The organism is Pseudomonas sp. SYWMCR5, from assembly GCF_057197165.1.
Genome location: NZ_JBXUNH010000002.1, coordinates 94004 through 113473 on the forward strand (window position 1 = coordinate 94004; position 19470 = coordinate 113473).

Sequence of the window (19470 nt, forward strand, 5' to 3'; positions counted from 1 at the left end):
CGCCAGTTGGCGCCGCGCAGTGGTTCAGACGAAGAAGGACAGGGCGCCGGTGAGCAGCGCCAACGCGGTGATCACCAGCGAGGTCAGCACCGCCCATTTCACCGTGGCCTTCTGGAAGTCACCGATGTCGCGGTCGACCATGCCCACAAGCAGCAGGGTCGAGGCCACCAGCGGGCTCATCAGGTGCACCGGTTGGCCGAGCACCGAAGCCCGGGCAATCTCCACAGGATCGATGCCGTAGGCTGCCGCAGCGTTGGCCAGGATCGGCACCACGCCGAAGTAGTAGGCATCGTTGGAGAGCACGAAGGTCAGCGGCATGCTGGTCAGCGCCACCACCAGCGGGAACCAGTGGCTCCAGGCCTCTGGGATCCAGTCCACCAGCGTCTGGGCCAGCGCATCGACCATCTTGGTGCCGGAGAAGATGCCGGCGAAGATGCCCGCTGCGAACACCAGCAGCACCACGGTCATGGCGTTGCCGGAATGGGCGAGGATGCGTTCTTTCTGCACCTCGAGCTGCGGGTAGTTGATCATCAGTGCCGCGACGAAGCCGATCATGAACAGGATCGCAGCGTGCATCAGGCCCATGACCAGGGCACTCATCACGATGATCACCAGCACCAGGTTGACGTAGGCCAGGCGTGGGCGTTTGTGCGGGTTATCGCCGAGGATCTCCTTGATGTAGCAGTTGCCGCCCCCGGACTCCAGCGCCACGTTGCCGATGCGTCGGCGTTCGGCACGACCGAGCAGGAACGCGGTGAACACCACCCAGGCGGCACCTCCGATCACCGTCGGCAGCATCGGGATGAAGTACTCGGTCGCATCCAGGCCAAGCGCGGCGATGGCGCGGGTCGCCGGGCCACCCCAAGGGCTCATGCCGCTCATGATGCTCAGCGACAGCATGGAAATCGTGGCCAGAATCATCGGGTTCATGCCGATGCGCTTGTACAGCGGCAGCATCGCCGCACAGGTGATCATGTAGGTGGTGGTACCGTCGCCGTCGAGGGCCACCAGCAGTGACAGCAGCGCGGTGCCGATGGCGATCTTGATCGGGTCGCCATTGACCCGCTTGAGGATCTTGCGAATCAGCGGGTCGAACAGGCCGGCATCGATCATCAGGCCGAAGAACAGGATGGCGAACAGCAGCAGGGCGGCTGAAGGCGCAACCATCTTCAGGCCGTCGAGCATCATTTTGCCCAGGTCCGGGGCGAAGCCGCCGATGAGGGCAAAGACGATCGGCACCACAGTGAGCGCGACGATCGGGGACAGGCGTTTGCTCATGATCAGGTAGGTGAAGGTCACCACCATGACCAGGCCTAGGAGTGCAAGCATGGGTCGTTTCTCTTGTTTTTATTGTCGTCATGGTCGCCTGGCGCGCAGGCGTCCGCCAGCCCCCGCCCGAGGCGGGGGATCAAGTGAGGTGAATGTCAGTGAGTACGATGGGGTGGGGTTGCAGTCTGGGTAGGCTGCCAGGCCTGCTCGGCCGGGGTGTCGGCTTTGCCGTTGGCCAGGGTGCGCATGAGCGTTTCACGGTCGCAGGCGTTCTCCGACAACGAAATGACCACGGTGGCTACCGCATTGCTCGCCAGACTGGTGAGGGCCCGCGCCTCGGACATGAAGCGGTCGATACCGATCAGCAATGCAAGGCCGGCCAGCGGGATGTCGTGGATGACCGTAAGGGTCGAAGCCAAGGCGACGAAGCCGCTGCCGGTCACACCTGCAGCCCCTTTGGACGACAGCAGCATGATCGCCAGCATGGTCAGGATCTGGCCGAGGCTCAGGTCGATGTTGCAGGCCTGGGCGATGAACACCGCGGCCAGCGACAGGTAGATCGCGGTGCCGTCTAGGTTGAACGAGTAGCCGGTCGGTAGCACCAGGCCCACCACGCCTTTCTTGCAGCCAAGAGCCTGGAGCTTTTCCAGCATGCGTGGCAGCACCGGCTCTGTGGACGATGTCCCCAACACCACCAGGAACTCTTCGCGCAGGTAGCGCAGCAGCTTCCACAGGCTGAAGCCATGTGCCCGGCAGATGCCGCCCAGCACCACTATCACGAAGAAGGCGCAGGCAATGTACAAGGTGCCGATCAGCTTGGCCAAGGCGCCGAGTGAAGTGATCCCGTACTGGCCCACGGTGAAGGCCAGCGCGCCAAAGGCACCGATCGGGGCGAAGCGCATCAGGTAACCGAAGATGCGGAACACCATCTGCGAGGCTGACTCCAGCACCTCCAGCACCGGCCTTGCGGATTCGCCCATGGCTGAGAGGGCAAAACCGCAGAGCACGGCGATGAACAGCACCGGCAGCACTTCGCCTTTGTCGAAGGCACCGATGAAGGTCTCGGGGATGATATGCATGAAGAAGTCCACCACGCCCAGTTTGGCGGCGGAGGTGGTGTATTGGCTCAGGCCCGCAGTGCTGAGGGTCGCTGGGTCGATGTTCATGCCCACGCCTGGACGGAACAGGTACACCGCGACCAGGCCGATGATCAGGCTGACCACGGTCAACACCAGGAACAGCAACAAGGTCTTGCTCATCAGCCGACCCAGCGAACGGCGGTCGGTCATGCCGGCGATGCCGGTGACGATGGTGCAGAACACCACGGGTGCGATCATCATCTTGATCAGCTTGATGAAGGCATCGCCCAGGGGCTTGAGCGCAACGGCCTGTTGCCCCCAGAAGTGTCCGACCACCACGCCTAGCAGGACGGCGCAGAGGATCTGGAAGTAAAGCGATTTCATGAGTTTCATAAGGCATCACCCATTATTGAAGTTGTGCGGATGCGCTGGATGGAGCTAAATCGGGCTTAGCCTGCGAGTCGCCGCGTGGACGGTGCGTAGACGAACCCCGAGAACAATCGGCGTGCGGTCCGTACCACCGAGGCTTGCAAGGTCTGGCCATCGGCACCGGAGCGCGACAGGGCGATGTCGATGACCCCGCTTGGATGCTCCAGACGTACCTCACGCAGGGCCTGGGCCTGTTCGCCGAGCAGGTCGCCGATCACTGTGCCCGGGCTGACACAGGCAGTGGCCAGGCCGATAGCGCCGGTGATCGCCAGCGCCCGGTGGCAGTTGTGCGGCATGAAGTAACGAACCTGCAGCGTGCCGTCGAAGCGTGGGGCAGACACGACCACCGGCTTTGGGATCACCATGTTGCTCACATCTCCCAGGCCCATGGCCCGGCCGGCTTTCAGCCGCAGGGCTTCGAGGCGTTTGAGCAGCTTTGCATCGGCGTCCAGTTGAGCTGGGCTCTCGCTGCCCTCAAGCCCCAGGTGCCGGGCGTCGACGATCATCATCGGCATGGCCATGTCGATGCAGGTGACTGGTACGCCATCGATCACCTGCTGGGACTGGCCAGTGGGGAACAGGCTGCCGGTCTTGCTGCCGACGGCATCGAGGAATGTCAGGTGCACGGGGGCGGCTGTACCTGGAACGCCGTCGATGGCGGTACGACCCTCGTAGCGCACGATGCCGCCAGGCGTCTGTACCAGCGAATTGACGAATGTGCCGGTATTGAGGTTGCGGATGCGCACCAGCGTCTGGCCGTCGTCACCTTTGACCAACCCTTGTTCGATGGCGAAGGGCCCGACCGCGCACAGCATATTGCCGCAGTTGGGCGCAGTATCGACACGGCGCTCGGCGACCATCACCTGCACGAACAGATAATCGACATCGGCATCGGGGTGCAGTGAAGGGCTGATGATCGCAACTTTGCTCGTCTGTGGGCTGCCACCGCCAATGCCGTCGATTTCCAGTTCATGGCCAGAGCCCATCAGGGATATCAGCATCTCGTCGCGCTCGACGATATTGGACGGCAAGTCCCAGGCATGGAAGAAGGGGCCTTTGGAGGTCCCGCCGCGCATGAGCACACAAGGAATTCGTTGCATGAAATCTAACTCTTGTTGATCAATGGGCATCATTGATGTGTCTGGGACAAGAGTGACAGGGGTGGATAAATCAATCCAATGCAAATATCGTCGCTATTATTGCGTTTTATAAATAAATTGACGGCCAGTGTCTGAAAGAGAATCAGCATGGAATATGAACTTCAGGACATACGATCTTTCGTGAAAATCGCCGAACTGGGTAGTTTTCACGAGGCAGCGGAGGTTTTGCATTTATCGCAGCCCGCCTTGAGCCGACGCATCAAGAAGCTCGAGGATGGCCTTGGGACACCCTTGCTCGAACGCACCACGCGGCGGGTCGGGCTGACCAGTGTCGGGCGTGACTTTCTACCCAAGGCCCGGCGCCTGCTGGACGATTTCGAGGATTCGATCCTGAGCATTCGCGAGCTGGCCGAGCGCCAGACCGGGCAGGTGACTCTGGCCTGCATCCCCACGGCAGCGTTTTATTTCCTGCCCTCGGTGATTCGCCTCTACAACGAGCAGTACCCCAAGATTCGCATCCGCCTGCTCGACCTCAGTGCCAACGATGGGCTTGAGGCGGTGCTGCGTGGCGAGGCCGATTTCGGGATCAACATGATGAGCGGGCAGCATCCGGACATCGAGTTCGTCCCACTGGTGCAGGAGCAGTTCGTGCTGGCCTGTCGGCGCGACCATGTGCTGGCCGGGCGCGTGTCTGTGAGCTGGACGGAGCTGGCAGAGCACCGGCTGATCGGGGTAGGGCGGCTGAGCGGCAACCGCATGCTGCTCGACCACGCGCTGTCGGGATTGGGGCTGCGGCCCAAATGGTTCTACGAGGTGCAGCACCTGTCGACCTCGCTAGGTATGGTCGAGGCTGGGTTGGGGGTGTCGGCGATGCCGAGCCTGGCGATGCCGGCGGCCGATCACCCGACCCTGGTCAGCGTGCCACTGATCGAGCCTGAGGTGACTCGCACGCTGGGCCTTGTGTATCGCCGCGGCGCCTCATTGTCGCCAGCGGCGGAGAAGTTCGTCTCGATCCTGCTGGAACAGTGGCCGAACGTGTGATCCACCCTGTAGACAGGGCGGGCCGCAGCGCCTCGATCAGCGAATCGCCACCGGGTTGATGTTCACCTGGGTCGAGCCTTTGTAGAGCGGCTGGCCAAGCACGAACATGAACTCGAAGGCCTTGTCCTTGACCAGCGCCCGGGTATCGATCAGCTCGAGGTTGTAGATGCCGCGCTTGGCCAGCATGAACTGGTTGACCGGGAACTCTTCGCCCGTGGGGTTCGGATACACCTCCGAGGCCCAGGTGTCACCGCCGAAGGCGACGATGCCCTGGTCGGCCAGCCATTGCGCAGCCGGCAGGTCGATGCCGGGCTCGGTGGCGAGGAACTGCGCGTTATCCTTGCCGATCAACTCCAGCCAGCCGGTGTTGAACAGCACCACATCGCCTTTGCGCAGGGTGATGTGCTGCTTTTTCAGCACGGCCTGGATGTCGGCGACGGTAAACGCGGTGCCGCCGGGAACGATGGCCTTGCCGTAGTGTGCGGTCATGTCCAGCACCACGCCGCGCGTCACCATCGGCGGCACCTTTTCGATGCCCAGCCTGGTCACGCCTTCGACCGTGACGAAATCGGCAGCCTTGTTGCCGTTGTAGTAGACGTTGTCGATGCCGATATGGCCGATGCCGTTGAGCTGGGTACCGACGCCGGTCCAGCCGTTGACCAGTTCATCGTTGAAGGTGAACTTGTTGCGACCGAGGGTCTGGCCGGCCTGTTCGCCGGGCTGGATGTTGTAGAGGTGGAAGCTGCGGTGGCGGAAGGCCGGCAGGTCCTTGCTCACCGGCACGGCGAGGGGGTAGGTCTTGCCGGTCTTGATCAACTCGGCGGCCTGCTTGACCACCTCGGGGGTGAGCAGGTTGGCGGCGCCGATTTCATCCTGTGCGCCATAGGGCGAGGCTTGCCAGTCGGCGGCCAGTGCACTGTGCGCGGTTGCGGCCAGTGCGGTGGCCAGGAGCAGGGGTTTGAACGCTTTCATGGAATCTCCGAGGTGTGAAACGAAGTCGGGAGATTCTCGGCAGCAGGCGGCTTGGGAAAAAGTAGCGGTCGGGACAATCACTTTTGCCTGTGGGTCAACAGGGCTGCCCATCGCGGGACAAGCCCGCTCCCACAGGAATTGAGCTGGCTTTTAGATTGTTGGATGAGGCCGTTGCTCCTGCCATCACGGTGTCCAGCCACCTGAGAACACTTGACAATCACACCTCCAGGCACCGCTGCAACGCCTCGATAAACACCCCCTCTGCCCGACTCAAGCGTTGCTCGCGGTTCCACAGCAGGTGGATATCCACATCGGCAATGCCTTCATGCGGCGCCAGCTTCCAGAGCAGCCCGGCCTGCACATCCGCTGCCACCACATGCTCGGGCAGGCAGCCTATACCGAACCCTGCGATCACCAGCCGACGCACTTCTTCAAGGCTCGGGGAGGACGCGACGATCCTGCCGGAGAACCCTTGCTGGTCGCGGAAGATGGTCAATGGCGAGAGCATGCCGCCAATCTGGTCGCTGGTGAAACTGACGAAATTCTCCCGTTGCAGGTCGCCTTCCTGGGCGCCGAACAGTGCGTGGTGCTTGCCGCAGAAGAAGGCATAGCGCTGGCGCAGGAACAGGCGCTGCTCCAGGCGCGGTTGCGCACGGCGGTTGAGGCTCAGGCCTGCGGTGGCGGTCTTTTCCTGCAGGGCCGCGACGATGTCGGAACTGCGCATCACGTCGATTTCCAACTCCACCCGAGGGTGCTGGCGATGAAAGTCGGCGAGAAAGTCGTCGAAGCGCTCGCTGACGATACGGCTGATCATCAGCAACCGCACCTTGCCCACCACTTCGTCAGCAGGTTGCTCCAGCAGCCCACCGATCTGCGACATCTGTCCATACACCTCGCCGGCGAGCTGGAACAGTTGCTCGCCCGTTTCGGTGAGCACGAAGCGTGGGCCGCGGCGGGCGATGAGCTGGCGGCCGAGTTGTTCTTCCAGGCGTTTGAGCGCCTGGCTCACGGCCGGTTGCGTAAGGTGCAGGCGAGCGGCGGCGCGGCTGATGGAGAGTTCCTGGCCGATCACCCGAAAGGTGCGCAGCAGGTTCCAGTCGAGGCGGTCGTTGAGCAGGCGGTCGGACATGATGGGCTCGAATGATAAGCATGGCTAATAGTTCGAATAATAAATAGAAAATTGACTAATCATAGCCCCGGGTAGATAAATCAAAGGCGTGCAGAGGGCCAGTGGGAGCGGGCTTGCCCGCGAAAAGGCCACCCCTGCAGCAAGACCAAGCGCCAGAGAGCGCCACCGTGACCCTCAACTCCTGCCAGAACAACAAGCAAAGGAGCCAGCCCCATGCAGCCTTCCGCTTCGCCCCAGCCGCGCCGGGCCGCGGCCGCCGCGTTCATCGGCACCATGATCGAATGGTACGACTTCTACATCTACGCCACCGCCGCCGCCCTGGTGTTCGGTGCCTTGTTCTTTCCTTCCGACAACAGCCTGTTCAGCACCATGGCGGCCTTCGGCACCTTCGCCGTCGGCTTTTTCGCCCGGCCATTGGGCGGCATCGTGTTCGGTCATGTGGGTGACCGCATCGGGCGCAAGAAATCCCTGGTCATCACCCTGCTGATGATGGGGGTGGTCACCATCGGGATCGGCCTGCTGCCGACCTACGCACAGATCGGCGCCACCGCACCGGTGCTGTTGATCCTGCTGCGTATCGTCCAGGGCATCGCCGTGGGTGGCGAGTGGGGTGGGGCGGTGTTGATGGCGGGCGAGCATGCGCCCAAGGGCCGGCGTACCTTCTTCGCATCGTTCGCCCAACTGGGCAGCCCGGCGGGGCTGATCCTCTCGCTGCTGGCCTTTGGCGCCGTCACCCGCCTGCCGGAAGAAGACCTGATGAGCTGGGGCTGGCGCCTGCCGTTCCTGGCCAGTGCGCTGTTGCTGCTGGTCGGCCTGGCGATTCGCCTGGGGGTCAACGAGTCGCCGGAGTTCATCGCCAGCCGCGAACAGGCGCTCAAGGCCCAGCGCAAGGAGCAGGCGCCGGTGCTGGAGGTGCTGCGTACCGCCTGGCGTCCGCTGTTGCTGTGCATCGGTGCCAATACGCTGGGCATCGCCGGCGTCTACTTCACCAACACCTTCATGATCAGCTACACCACCCAGCAGCTGCACCTGGAGCGCTCGCTGATCCTCGAATGCCTGTTCTTCGTGGCGATCATCCAGTTCTGTGTGCAGCCCATCGCGGCCTGGCTGTCGGAGAAGCTCGGCGCCACCCGCTTCCTTGCCCTGATGGCGCTGTTGGCGATGGCCTCGCCTTACCCGATGTTCGTGCTGGTCAGCTCCGGGCAGGGGCCGCTGATCGTGCTCGGTATCGCCCTGGCGGCTGCGTGCATGGCGTCGTTCTACGCGGTGATTGCTGGCTTCGTCAGCGGCATGTTCCAGACGCGCGTGCGCTACACCGCGATTTCCCTGGCCTACCAGGTGTGCGGCGCCATCGCCGGTGGCCTGACGCCGTTGATCGGCACCTGGCTTGCCCATCAGTTCAGCGGCCACTGGTGGCCGATGGCGCTGTTCTACACCTTGATCGCCAGCATCTCGCTGGTCTGTGTACTGGCCCTGGCGCGCCAGTATGCCCACAGCCAGCGCCTCGAGCTGGCCTGAAATCCCGATTCGACTGGAGTACCCATGATGTTGAAAAGCAATGGCGAACGCCTGTGGGCGAGCCTGATGGCCATGGCCGAGGTGGGCGCTACCGCCCGTGGCGGCAGTTGCCGCCTGGCCTTGAGCGAGGACGACAAGGCCGGCCGCGAGCTGTTCGTCGGTTGGTGCCGCGAGGCTGGCCTGAGCCTGTCGGTGGATGCCATCGGTAACCTGTTCGCCCGACGCCCCGGCCTCGAGCCACAGGCTGCGCCCGTGATGATGGGCAGCCACCTGGACACCCAGCCTGAAGGTGGACGCTTCGACGGCGTGTATGGAGTGCTGGCCGGCCTGGAAGTGGTGCGCTGCTTGAACGACCTCGGCATCCACACCCGCAAGCCGCTGGAAATCGCCGTGTGGACCAATGAAGAGGGCGCACGCTTCACCCCAGCGATGTTCGGCTCGGCGGTGTTCACTGGCGTGCTCGATCTGCAGCAGGCCCTGGCGATCCAGGATGCCGATGGTATCAGCGTCGCCGAGGCGCTGGCCTCCACTGGCTATGCCGGTGAGCGGCCATTGGGCGGGCCGGTGGACGCCTATTTCGAGGCGCACATCGAGCAGGGGCCGATCCTGGAAGACAACGCCAAGAGCATTGGCGTGGTGACGGGCGGTCAGGCGATTCGCTGGCTCGACGTCACGGTCCAGGGCATGGCCGCCCACGCTGGCACCACGCCGATGGCGCTGCGCAAGGATGCGTTGTATGGCGCCGCGCGGATGATCCAGGCGGTGGAGCAACTGGCGGCCGACTTCGCCCCCGAAGGCCTGACCACGGTGGGCGAGCTGTCCATCGGCAAAGCGTCGCGCAATACCATCCCGGGCGTGGTGCGTTTTACCGTCGACCTGCGCCATCACCGCGACGAAGCCATCGAGGCCATGGAACGTCAACTGGGTGAGTTGCTGCAGGTTGTCGCCGCCCAGCGCGGCTTGCGTGTGAGCGTCGCGCGGCATTGGGTCAGCCCGGCCACCCCGTTCGATGCCGAGTGCGTGGCGGCGGTGCAGCACGCGGTCGATGCCCTCGGCCATACCCAGCAGCGGATCGTCAGTGGCGCCGGGCACGATGCGATTCTGCTGGCGCGCTACTGCCCGACAGCCATGATCTTCATCCCTTGCGTGGGCGGTCTGAGCCACAACGAAGCCGAAGACGTGCTGCCCGACGACGCCCGTAACGGCGCCGATGTATTGCTCAACGCCGTGCTGGCCCGTGCCGGCCGTGTCGAACCAGGAGAGGCCTGATGCGCTGCTATTTTCACCCCGAACAACTGCTGCACCATCCGCGCAGCTACTACTCCCGTGGTGCCATGCGCACCCCTCAGGAAGTCCCTGAGCGCGCTCAGCGCCTACTGCAAGCGGCCCGCGACCTGGACATGGACATCCGCCAACCGCAGGATGCCGGCCTGACGCCGCTCGCCGCGGTGCACGGCGAGCCCTACCTGGCCTTCCTCCAGGAGGCGCACGCGCGCTGGAAAGAAGTGCCCGAGGATTGGGGCGACGAAGTGATGTCGAACATCTTCGTGCGCGAGCCCAACGCCTTGCGCGGCATCCTGGCCCAGGCGGCGCGCTACCTGGCCGATGGCAGTTGCCCGGTGGGCGAGCAGACCTGGCGCTCGGCCTACTGGTCGGCGCAGAGTGCGGTCGCCGGGGCCCGGGCGATTCTTGACGGCGAACGTGCGGCCTACGCCCTGTGCCGTCCGCCGGGGCACCACGCGCGCTTCGATGCCGCAGGCGGTTTCTGCTACCTCAACAATGCGGCCGTCGCTGCTCAAGTATTGCGCGAGCGCTACCACAAGGTCGCCGTGCTGGACACCGACATGCACCACGGCCAGGGCATCCAGGAGATCTTCTACACGCGCAGCGATGTGCTGTATGTCTCGGTGCACGGTGATCCCACCAACTTCTACCCGGGCGTGGCCGGCTTTGCCGATGAGCGTGGCGCAGGCGAGGGCGAGGGTTACAACCTGAACTTGCCGATGGCCCATGGCGCGAGCGAGGGGGACTTCCTGGCGCAACTGGACATTGCCCTGGATGCGCTGAAGGATTTCGATGCCGAGGTGCTGGTGCTGTCGCTCGGTTTCGATATCTACGAACTCGATCCGCAGAGCAAGGTGGCGGTCACGACCCAGGGCTTCGCCACGCTTGGCGAGCGGATTCGCGAGCTGGGGCTGCCATGCCTGATCGTGCAGGAGGGCGGCTATCACCTGCAGAGCCTGGAGGCGAATGCTCAGGCGTTCTTCGCTCAAATGGATGATTGGCGCTGAATTTAGTATGCAAATGGATTGTTTTATGGCGTGGAGTCGCGTTTTTACTCACTAAAACCGGGCAAGCTGCCGTGCAGCTCGCCCGGTTCGCCTGTGCCGCTCAGGCCGAGCGTCGTTGAGTCTCTGCCAGGATCGGGGCACTCTGCTCGACCGATTCGAGAATCAGGTCTGCCCCTTTTTCTGCCACCATCATCACTGCTGCGTTGGTATTGCCTGAGGTCACATTGGGGAATACCGAGGCATCGACGATGCGCAGCCCGTCCAGCCCATGCACCGCCAACCGCGCGTCCACCACGCTGGTCGACGGGTCGTTGCCCATCGCGCAACTGCCGCACAGGTGATAGATCGACCCGCAGTTCTCGCGAAAGTACTGCAGCATGCTCGCGTCATCGTCCACTGCCGGGCCCGGCAGCACTTCCTCGACCGTGATCGCCCGCAACGCCGGGGCCTGCATGATCGAGCGCATCAGACGGCTGCCCTGGATGGCCTCGTCGATGTCTTTCTGCGTGCTCAGGTAGTTCGGATCGATCAGCGCAGGCTCACGCGGATCGCGTGAGGCGATGCGGACTTCGCCGCGGCTGGTCGGTCGGCACGGATTGAAGCACAGCAGGAAACCCGAGTAAGGCTCCGGCTGCAGACTGGCCTTGTTGTTCTTGGGAATCTGGTACGACAGCGGGTTGAAGTATAACTGCAGGTTCGGGTGCGCCTGTTGGGCATCGCTGCGGAAGAACCCACCGGACTGGTTGACGCTCAGCGCCAGCGGCCCCTTGCGGGTCAGCAGGTATTGCAGGCCGAGCCGCAGCTTGCCCAGCAGCGAGCCGAACACATCGTTCAAGGTCGGGATATTGGCCTTGTAGTAGTAGCTCACGCACAGGTGGTCTTGCAGGTTCTTGCCCACTGCCGGCAAGTGGTGACGGGTGTCGATGCCGTGCCGGTCGAGCAGGGCGCGGTCGCCGATGCCGGAAAGTTGCAGGATCTTTGGCGTGTCCACCGCACCGGCCGCCAGGATCACCTCGCGCCGGGCACGGAACTCGCGCGCCATGCCGTTCTGCGAAATGCGTACGCCGACCGCGCGCTTGCCCTCGAGCAGCACCTGTTCGACCAAGGCGTGATGCTCGATGTGCAGGTTCGGGCGACCCAGCGCCGGGTGCAGGTAGGCGAAGCTGCTGGAGCTGCGTCGTCCATCACGCACGTTGACGTCATAGATGCCGGCCCCTTCGAAGTGCTTGCCGTTGAAGTCTTCGCTGCGCGGATAGCCCAGTTGCTCGCAACCCTCGAGAAACACATCGCAGATCGGATGGGCCTGGCCTTTCATCGGGGTGATGCCGATCGGCCCGCTGGCGCCGTGGTATTCACTGGCCCCGGCCGGGTGCGATTCGAGCTTGCGAAAATACGGCAGCACGTCCTTGAACGACCAGCCCTCGGCGCCATTGGCGGCCCAGTCATCGAAATCATGGGCCTGGCCGCGCACGTAGATCATCGCGTTGATCGAACCCGAGCCGCCTTGCACCTTGCCGCGCGGTGCATACAGGTTGCGCCCGGCCAGATGGGCCTGGGGCTGGGTGTAGTACATCCAGTTGAAGGTGGGGTTGTAGTAGAGCTTGGCGAAGCCCACCGGCAGCTTGAACCATGGCGAGCTGTCCTTGCCGCCGGCTTCGAGCAGCAGCACGCTGTGGCGCCCCGACTCGCTCAGGCGCGCGGCGAGGATGCAGCCGGCCGAGCCTGCGCCGGCGATGATGTAGTCAAAATCGTTCATGTATCGCTAACCCTGTGAATAGAGGGCCGCCCCGAGGCCGGGGCGGCTTGACGCTCAACCTTTGGCCGGCGAGGCGTCCTTGACGTCGACCGGATGCGGCGCCATCTGCAGGTGCAGGCGCTCGCCTTCGTAGCCTGAATGACGGCGTACCACGTCCATGTCCAGCTCGACCCCGAGGCCCGGCTCGCGGGACGGGATGATGTAGCCGTCCTCCCATTGCAGAGGCTTGTTGAGGATTTCGGCGTGGAAGCCATCCCAGGTGCCGATGCTTTCCTGGATCAGGAAGTTCGGCGTACAGGCCGCCAGCTGGAAACTCGCCGCCGCGCCGATCGGGCCGTTGTAGAGGTGCGGGGCGATCTGCGCGTAGTAGGCCTCGGCCATGCTGGCGATCTTCTTGCCCTCGAGCAGGCCGCCGCAGCGCCCGACGTTCATCTGCAGGATCGACGCTCCGCCCGCCTGCAGCAGCTTGAAGAACTCGTACTTGGTGGTCAGGCGCTCGCCGGTGGCAATCGGAATGCTGGTCTTGGCCGCGACCTGGGCCATGGCTTCTTCCTGGCCCGGTGGGATCGGCTCTTCGAACCACAGCGGATCGTATTTTTCCAGGCGCTTGGCCAGGCGGATCGCCGACGACGGGACCATTTGCCCGTGGGTGCCGAACAGCAGGTCGCAACGGTTACCCACCGCTTCGCGGATGCGTTTGCAGAAGGTTTCGCAGCGCTCCAGCACCTCCAGCGACAGCTGATGGCCGGAGAACGCGGTGTAGGGGCCGGCCGGGTCGAACTTCAGCGCGGTGAAGCCCAGTTGCATATTCTGCACGGCGCACTCGGCGGCCAGGTCCGGGTCGCTGTAGTCGTACTCGCCCTGGGCGTTGACCGGGTAGAGGTAGGTATAGGAGCGCAGGCGCTCGTGCACCTGGCCGCCGAGCAGCTCGTAGACCGGCTTGTTCGCGGCCTTGCCGATGATGTCCCAGCAGGCCATTTCCAGGCCGCTGACCACGCCCATCATGGTCAGGTCCGGGCGCTGGGTGAAACCGCTGGAGTAGGCGCGGCGGAAGAAGCGCTCGATATGGTGCGGGTCCTGGTCGAGCAGGTAGCGCGCGAACACGTCCTCAATGACCGGCACCATGGCGCGCGGGTGGAAGGTCGCGGCGTAGATCTCGCCGACGCCCTCGATGCCGCAGTCGGTCTTGAGGGTGACGAACAGCCAGTACATGCCGCCGACATGCGGCGGTGGCACGGCCACCACGTGGGTTTGCAGGGATACGATCTTCATGCTTTGCCCGCCTTGGACTTGATGCGTTTGTTCAGGATGAGGGTGGCGACGACGCCGAGCAGGCCCATCACCACGACGTAGGAGAAGTAGATCTGGTAGCCGAGAAAGCCTGGGAAGTGATCGATGATCCAGCCGTTGAGCAGGGGCAGGAACACGTCAGGCGAGTAGCCGACCAGGGAGATGATGCCGATCGCCAGGCCCGTGACCCGCAGCGGCACCTGGCAGTCGTCGAGGATGGCCCAGTACAGGCCGCGGATGGCGTAGGTCATCAGGCCGATGAAGATCACCAGGAACACCAGCACGCCCAGCACCCGCAGGCTCGGCAGCACGATCAGGCCGATCATGCCGACGGCGGCGAGGACCATGGCCCAGGCCAGCACGCCGGTCTTGGAGAAACGGTCACCCAGCCAGCCGCCGCCGATGCCGCCCAGCGGGCGCATCCACAGCTTGATGGTGGTGATCAGGCCGGCGGCGGTGGCGCTGAGGCCGAAGCCGCCCTCTTGCAGGTAGGCCGAGAAGCTGTAGGTGGCCCAGAAGAAGTGGTAGCCGCAGAACACGATGGCGGTGACCAGCCACAGTTCCGGGATCGCCATCAGGGTGCGCAGGTCGTGCAGCAGGTTGGCCTTTTCGCGGGCCTTGATGGTGTCGGCCTTGACCTGCGGGTCGCGAACCAGCATCAGCGCCAGGCCCAGGATCACGCAGCAGGCGGCGTAGAAGTGGATGACCCGGGTCAGGCCCACGGCACTGCCGCCGGCACTGTCGGCGACCTGGGCGAACAGGGCGATGGCGATGGTCGCCAGCAGCGCCTCGACCAGGCCTCGGCCGCCATCGAGCACACCGAAGAAGCGGCCTTGTTCGCTTTCGCCCGCGATCATCTTGACCCGCTTGATCAGCGAGGCCCAGAAGGTCAGGCCGGTGGTGATGCCAAAGCCGCAGAAGATCGCCAGCAGCGCTTCGAAGCCTGGCAACTGGGCGTACCAGACGCCGAGCAGGCCGGTGCCGACCAGCGAGAAGCTGATCAGGAAGCGCGGTGAAATGCGGTCGGCGAGCCAGCCGCTGGGCAGGTAGCTGACCAGGAAGGCGGTGCCGAGGATCGAGTACAGGTAGCCCAGCTCGCTGTTGCTGATCGACAGCGCCTCGAGCATGGTGCTCTGATACACTTGGCGCAGGTACAGCATCGGGTAGATGGCGCCAGCGGCCAGCACCAGCAGGGCCAGTTGCAGGTAGCGCGAGAAGTTGGCAGAAGTGCTGGGCACGCTGAGCGCTTCGGTATTTATTGTTTTTTTCATTGTTGTTCTCGTGGGCGGATCTGTCGTCGGGGTTGTCGCAGGGCAGTGGAGCAGGGCACGCAGGCAGCGTGCCCTGCGCGGGTCAGTACTTGAGGACCACCAGGCGGGTCTGGGTGAATTCGAGCATGCCGTGCTTGCCGTCATCGCCGCCCAACCCCGAGCGTTTCCAGCCGGCGTGGTAGCCCTGGTAGGGGTCGGCAGGGGTGCGGTTGACGTACAGCTCGCCGGCTTCGATGGCGTTGGCCAGCTTCATGGCGCTGCGGTAGTTCTCGCTGTAGAGCACCGACGACAGCCCGAACTGGTGGTCGTTGGCCATGGCCAGGGCTTGGTCGAGGGTGTCGTAGGCCACTACCGGCAGCACCGGGCCGAAGGTCTCTTCCTGGACGATCTCCATGTCCTGGCGGCAGCCGCTGAGCAGCGTGGCCGGGTAGAAGTTGCCCGGGCCCTCGGGCAGGTAGCCGCCGGCTTCGATGTGGGCCCCGGCCGCGACGGCGCGCTGCACCTTGGCGTGGATCTCCTCGCGCGAGCCTGCACTGATCAGCGGGCCCATGCAGGCGGCATCCTCGGCGCGGTTGCCGATGCGCACGGCGGCGAATTTGTCGCGCAGCAGGGCGAGGAAGCGCTGGTGTACGCTGGCCTGCACATAGACGCGCTCGATGGCGGTGCACAGTTGGCCGCAGTGGGTGGTCTTGGAGGCGACGATGGCGGCGGCAGCGGCCTCCAGGTCGGCATCGGGCTCGATGATGGCCGGGGTCTTGCCACCCAGTTCCAGCGACGGCTTGGCGATGTTGGCCTTGCAGTATTCGAGCACCGTGCGCCCGGCGCGTACGCTGCCGGTGAGGGTGATCATGCCGACCGCCGTCTGGGTGCAGAGGGTGGCGGCGACATCGTGCTGCATGGCCAGGATGTTGATCACCCCGTCGGGCAATTGCGCCTGCTGCACGGCGCGGGCGATGGCGAAGGCCGACAGTGGGGTGTTGTTGCTTGGGCGCACGACCACGGTGTTGCCGGCGATCAGCGCCGGGGCGACCTTGCGCAGCAGGGTGTAGACCGGGTAGTTGAACGGGATCAGGCAGGCGACCACGCCGATGGCTTCGCGCTTGAGCAGGATGGTTTCGTCGCGGGTGTCGCTGGGGATCACTTCGCCTTCGATGCGGCGTGCCCATTCGGCGTGGTAACGGGTGATCTCGGCGGCGTACAGCGCCTCGTTGCGGGCTTCGCCGGGGGCCTTGCCGGATTCGCAGGCCAGCGCTGCACCGATGTCGTCGGCGCAGGCTTCGAGGGCGTCGGCCAGGCGGCGCAGGTGCTGGGCACGCTCGATCGAGGGCAGGGCAGCCCAGCTGCGCTGGGCGCGGCTGGCGGCTTCGACGGCCTGGATGGCCTGGGCAGGGCTGGCGGCGCTGACGCTGCCGACCTGTACGTCGGTGGCCGGGTCGAACACGCTCAGGGCGGGTTGCTCGGGGGCGACGACGAAGCGACCGTCGATGAAGTTGTGTTCTGTACGCATGAAGGTGTCCGCTTGCGGGTTGAACGGGCCCACAAGGGCTGGCGAGCGGGCACGGGGCGGCGCTGGCGCAGCGGTTTTCTTGTGGGTTATGGCGAACAATTTGTCGCAGGCAGGGACGGGGAACAAACGATTAATGCGTGGGGGTAATGTGCTTAAAACGCATGTTACTTGAGGGGTGGTGGGGACTGCTTCGCGGGCAAGCGGGGCGCCGAACTGCCTGCAACAGCTTTGCAACTTCTGAATACTGCGGTGTTACATGGGAGCAACTGCATCGTTCAAAATCTAAAGACCAGCTCAGTCCTGTGGGGACAACCGCCTTGCTCAAAAATCTGAGGCCTGCCCAATGCCGGTGGGAGCGGGCTTGTCCCGCGATCACCGGCTTAGCCGGTGCCATGCATCGCGGTGTTCTTTTCGCGGGTAAACCCGCTCCCACAGGGATTGGGCACGCCTTGGATTTGAGCAAGACAGTTGCTCAACAGGTAACTGGAGCGGTATTCAGGAGTTGCGGGGCTGTTGTAGGCGGTTCGGCGCCCTGACTTGCCCCGCGATGGCGGCTGCGCCTATTCGCAGACCGCCACTTCCGATGGCCCACCCAGGTTGCGCTCGGCCAGCCACACCTCCTGCATCAGCCACTCGCGAAACTGCTCCACATGCGCGGGCAATTGCTGGTCCGGTCGGGTCACGAACCAGTACGACTGGTGGCCGTCGACCTGCACGTCCAGCACCTGCACCAGTTGCCCGGCAGCCAGCTCCCTGGCGACCATCTGCCGGTCGGCGATGGTGATGCCGAGCCCGTCGATGGCGGCGCGGATGGCCATGTCCAGCAGGTCGAATTCATAGCCGCCACGCAGGTCCACACCCTGGATCCTGGCAGCGTCCAGCCAGTGGCGCCAGGTCAGGAAGCGCTGGTCCTCGCGGGCCAGCACGTGCAGCAGGGGCATGTGATGCAGGTCGACCCGGCGCTCCTCCTGCTGTGCCAGCAGCGACGGCGAACACACCGCGATATGCCGTTCGTGCATCAGCAGCGAACTGTCCAGGCCGTCCCATTCGCCATTGCCGAAACGGATCGCGCAGTCGAGCGTGGCGATTTCCGCGAGGTTGTCCTGCAGTTGGGTGGTGAGTGTCACTTCGAGCCCCGGACACGCCTCGCGCAGGCGCCCAAGACGCGGCAGCAGCCAGCGGCTGGCGAAGGTTGGCGGGGCGTTGAGACGGATGCGCGTGGGGTGCTGGCGTTGCTGGATGCCGCGTACGGTCAGCTCGATACGATCGAACGATTGCTGCAGGGCATTGAGTAGCGTACGCCCGGCGTCGGTGAGCTGCAGGTGATGGTGGCGGCGCTGCAACAGCGATTCGCCAAGCTGTTCCTCGAGCTGGCGCACCTGGCGGCTGACGGCGCTTTGGGTGACGTTGAGCAGTTCGGCGGCGCGGGTGAAGCTGCCGGTGCTGCCGGCCACCTCGAAGGCTTTGAGGGCGTTGAGTGCCGGGATCTTGCGTTTCACTCGCCGTGTCTCCTGGTGGGAGTGGGGCCGCACAGCGGCCCGGGGTTTTCAGAAGTAATAGCCAATGTTCATGTACAGCTGGTTCTCCCAATGGTCGGTGCCGCCCTGGGCGAGGCTTTCGGTGTAGCTGCTGCCGCCGATGTACGGATCGTTGCGCCCGTTCAGCCACTCCACCGCGATGTAGAAGCTGCGCACCGAGAACGAGGTGCCGAGGATGAAGCGTTCGGAACTGTCGAAGCCGGATGCAGACTTGTCGAAGCGGCTGTAGTTGCCATACAGGGTGACTCCGCTGATCCAGTCGCCGAGAAAGGTGCCGGGCACGCTGTAGCTGAGGTCGCCGACGTAAAGGTTACCGCGACTGGCGACGTTGTAGGTGCCGTCGTAGCCACCGAAGGTCACTCGCTCGCTGTTGTCCGGGTTGCGTGGCGACATCTGCTGGCGCGCGGCAAGCATCTGCACGCCCCAGGGGCCGTTCTTGCCCAGGTAGTGCACGCCGATCACGTTGCGTCGGCCGTCGTCGTGGGTGTCGCGGTTTTCCAGGCGCGAGGTCAGGCCCGAGATGCCGGCCTCGGACTGCCAGTCACCCAGCTTGAACGAGCGAGCCAGGCGAGCGACGGCGATCTGCCGCTCCTGGTTGCGGCTGCCGTCGGCGACATAGTCGTCGGCCGAGGTCACCACGCTGGAGTAGGTGGTGCCGTTGCTGGTGCCGCGGCCAGGCCAGGCGGGGCGTCCGTAGAGACCCAGTTGCAGGTTCCAGTCGCCTTGCTGGTGGATGTACTTGGCGCCTACCGCCTCGACGTCCTCAAGCCCGATCACGTTGCCCAGGGTCTCGTAGAAGGTGCTGCCGAAATACGGCTGCAGGCCGAAGGGGATCTTGTTCAGGCCGACCTGGACCTGGCGGTTCTCGTCGAACTTGTAGCCGACCCAGGCGTACTCGGCGAACTGGATATCGCCGACCTTGTCGGTGTACTGGTAGGGGTAGGCCTTGCCATAGAAGCGATAGCGCACCGCGCCGATCCAGCTGTCCGAGTCGTAGTTGGCGCGCAGCATGATGGTGTCCAGGCCGGCCTTGTCGATCTTGCGGTCCGGGTCGTGGTCGAAGCGTGCGCGGATCGCGCCGCCGACGTCGAGGTTCTCGGTGATCGGCACAGCCTGGGCTGCGGCGCTGAGGGTCAGCAGGACGGGAAGCAGGGTGTGACGCAACGGAAGTGCGGGCATGGGTGGGGGCACCTTTGGTGGTTTCTTGTCGTTATCGGGGCCGCTGTGCGGCCCAATCGCGGGACAAGCCCGCGATTGGGGCGACCCTATCCAACGCCCGT

The 19470-nt window shown here is 64.3% G+C and carries 15 protein-coding genes; 4 read left to right on the plus strand and 11 right to left on the minus strand.

Annotated elements, in window-relative coordinates:
- Positions 1-24 precede the first annotated feature (24 nt).
- The 3 genes from AC2CGW_RS06360 to AC2CGW_RS06370 form a co-directional block, all read right to left on the minus strand.
- A complete protein-coding gene (locus AC2CGW_RS06360) occupies positions 25-1329 on the minus strand; it encodes a CitMHS family transporter (protein WP_186664122.1) in 1305 nt (434 codons plus the stop codon).
- Positions 1330-1424: 95 nt separating this feature from the next.
- Complete coding sequence (gene dctA / locus AC2CGW_RS06365) at positions 1425-2741, minus strand: C4-dicarboxylate transporter DctA (protein WP_186664124.1); 1317 nt, start codon at positions 2739-2741, stop codon at positions 1425-1427.
- 56 nt (positions 2742-2797) lie between these two features.
- On the minus strand, positions 2798-3877 hold the full coding sequence (locus AC2CGW_RS06370) for a 4-oxalomesaconate tautomerase (RefSeq protein ID WP_186707739.1): 1080 nt from the start codon (positions 3875-3877) through the stop codon (positions 2798-2800).
- Between the two features lie 147 nt (positions 3878-4024).
- On the opposite strand from AC2CGW_RS06370, the gene AC2CGW_RS06375 reads away from it, so the two are divergent.
- Entirely contained in the window at positions 4025-4918 is an 894-nt protein-coding gene (locus AC2CGW_RS06375; protein ID WP_054891435.1) for a LysR family transcriptional regulator, read from the plus strand.
- A 36-nt stretch (positions 4919-4954) separates the two neighbouring features.
- Here AC2CGW_RS06375 and AC2CGW_RS06380 read toward each other — a convergent pair whose 3' ends face one another.
- Together AC2CGW_RS06380 and AC2CGW_RS06385 are read right to left on the minus strand one after the other, a co-directional pair.
- Entirely contained in the window at positions 4955-5890 is a 936-nt protein-coding gene (locus tag AC2CGW_RS06380) for a cyclase family protein (RefSeq protein WP_186664127.1), read from the minus strand.
- Between the two features lie 217 nt (positions 5891-6107).
- Positions 6108-7019 carry a LysR family transcriptional regulator gene (locus AC2CGW_RS06385; protein ID WP_054895604.1) on the minus strand — a complete coding sequence of 304 codons (912 nt, stop codon included), beginning with the start codon at positions 7017-7019 and terminating at the stop codon, positions 6108-6110.
- A 213-nt stretch (positions 7020-7232) separates the two neighbouring features.
- On the opposite strand from AC2CGW_RS06385, the gene AC2CGW_RS06390 reads away from it, so the two are divergent.
- Genes AC2CGW_RS06390 through AC2CGW_RS06400 form a run of 3 tightly spaced genes read left to right on the plus strand, consistent with a single transcriptional unit; the run spans position 7233 to position 10828 of the window.
- On the plus strand, positions 7233-8537 hold the full coding sequence (locus AC2CGW_RS06390) for an MFS transporter (RefSeq protein ID WP_186707737.1): 1305 nt from the start codon (positions 7233-7235) through the stop codon (positions 8535-8537).
- A gap of 27 nt (positions 8538-8564) precedes the next feature.
- Positions 8565-9806, plus strand: coding sequence for a Zn-dependent hydrolase (locus AC2CGW_RS06395; protein ID WP_484574003.1), 1242 nt, complete (start codon positions 8565-8567; stop codon positions 9804-9806).
- Positions 9806-10828: a histone deacetylase family protein gene (locus AC2CGW_RS06400; RefSeq protein WP_186707735.1), complete on the plus strand. Its 1023-nt coding sequence runs from the start codon at positions 9806-9808 to the stop codon at positions 10826-10828. The genes AC2CGW_RS06395 and AC2CGW_RS06400 overlap by 1 nt, the downstream gene beginning before the upstream one ends.
- A gap of 100 nt (positions 10829-10928) precedes the next feature.
- Here the strand turns inward: AC2CGW_RS06400 and AC2CGW_RS06405 are convergent, their stop codons facing one another.
- The 6 genes from AC2CGW_RS06405 to AC2CGW_RS06430 form a co-directional block, all read right to left on the minus strand.
- A complete protein-coding gene (locus AC2CGW_RS06405; RefSeq protein WP_484573715.1) occupies positions 10929-12584 on the minus strand; it encodes a GMC family oxidoreductase in 1656 nt (551 codons plus the stop codon).
- Positions 12585-12638: 54 nt separating this feature from the next.
- A complete protein-coding gene (locus AC2CGW_RS06410) occupies positions 12639-13856 on the minus strand; it encodes a mandelate racemase/muconate lactonizing enzyme family protein (protein WP_186664132.1) in 1218 nt (405 codons plus the stop codon).
- On the minus strand, positions 13853-15145 hold the full coding sequence (locus tag AC2CGW_RS06415; RefSeq protein ID WP_186707731.1) for an MFS transporter: 1293 nt from the start codon (positions 15143-15145) through the stop codon (positions 13853-13855). Before AC2CGW_RS06415 ends, AC2CGW_RS06410 begins: the two co-directional genes overlap by 4 nt.
- 82 nt (positions 15146-15227) lie before the next feature.
- Positions 15228-16652 (minus strand): aldehyde dehydrogenase, encoded by a 1425-nt coding sequence (aldA, locus tag AC2CGW_RS06420; protein WP_484573716.1) that lies wholly within the window; start codon positions 16650-16652, stop codon positions 15228-15230.
- A 560-nt stretch (positions 16653-17212) separates the two neighbouring features.
- Positions 17213-18151, minus strand: coding sequence for a LysR substrate-binding domain-containing protein (locus tag AC2CGW_RS06425; RefSeq protein ID WP_186720511.1), 939 nt, complete (start codon positions 18149-18151; stop codon positions 17213-17215).
- 48 nt (positions 18152-18199) lie between these two features.
- Positions 18200-19369 carry a porin gene (locus tag AC2CGW_RS06430; protein ID WP_426352552.1) on the minus strand — a complete coding sequence of 390 codons (1170 nt, stop codon included), beginning with the start codon at positions 19367-19369 and terminating at the stop codon, positions 18200-18202.
- Between the last annotated feature and the right edge of the window lie 101 nt (positions 19370-19470).

Coding starts and splice junctions, on each gene's coding strand:
- AC2CGW_RS06360 (WP_186664122.1), bottom strand. CDS start 1,329: ATGCTTGCACTCCTAGGCCTGGTCATGGTGGTGACCTTCACCTACCTG.
- AC2CGW_RS06400 (WP_186707735.1), top strand. CDS start 9,806: ATGCGCTGCTATTTTCACCCCGAACAACTGCTGCACCATCCGCGCAGC.
- aldA (WP_484573716.1), bottom strand. CDS start 16,652: ATGCGTACAGAACACAACTTCATCGACGGTCGCTTCGTCGTCGCCCCC.
- AC2CGW_RS06415 (WP_186707731.1), bottom strand. CDS start 15,145: ATGAAAAAAACAATAAATACCGAAGCGCTCAGCGTGCCCAGCACTTCT.
- AC2CGW_RS06410 (WP_186664132.1), bottom strand. CDS start 13,856: ATGAAGATCGTATCCCTGCAAACCCACGTGGTGGCCGTGCCACCGCCG.
- AC2CGW_RS06390 (WP_186707737.1), top strand. CDS start 7,233: ATGCAGCCTTCCGCTTCGCCCCAGCCGCGCCGGGCCGCGGCCGCCGCG.
- AC2CGW_RS06405 (WP_484573715.1), bottom strand. CDS start 12,584: ATGAACGATTTTGACTACATCATCGCCGGCGCAGGCTCGGCCGGCTGC.
- AC2CGW_RS06380 (WP_186664127.1), bottom strand. CDS start 5,890: ATGAAAGCGTTCAAACCCCTGCTCCTGGCCACCGCACTGGCCGCAACC.
- AC2CGW_RS06395 (WP_484574003.1), top strand. CDS start 8,565: ATGTTGAAAAGCAATGGCGAACGCCTGTGGGCGAGCCTGATGGCCATG.
- AC2CGW_RS06370 (WP_186707739.1), bottom strand. CDS start 3,877: ATGCAACGAATTCCTTGTGTGCTCATGCGCGGCGGGACCTCCAAAGGC.
- AC2CGW_RS06375 (WP_054891435.1), top strand. CDS start 4,025: ATGGAATATGAACTTCAGGACATACGATCTTTCGTGAAAATCGCCGAA.
- AC2CGW_RS06430 (WP_426352552.1), bottom strand. CDS start 19,369: ATGCCCGCACTTCCGTTGCGTCACACCCTGCTTCCCGTCCTGCTGACC.
- dctA (WP_186664124.1), bottom strand. CDS start 2,741: ATGAAACTCATGAAATCGCTTTACTTCCAGATCCTCTGCGCCGTCCTG.
- AC2CGW_RS06385 (WP_054895604.1), bottom strand. CDS start 7,019: ATGTCCGACCGCCTGCTCAACGACCGCCTCGACTGGAACCTGCTGCGC.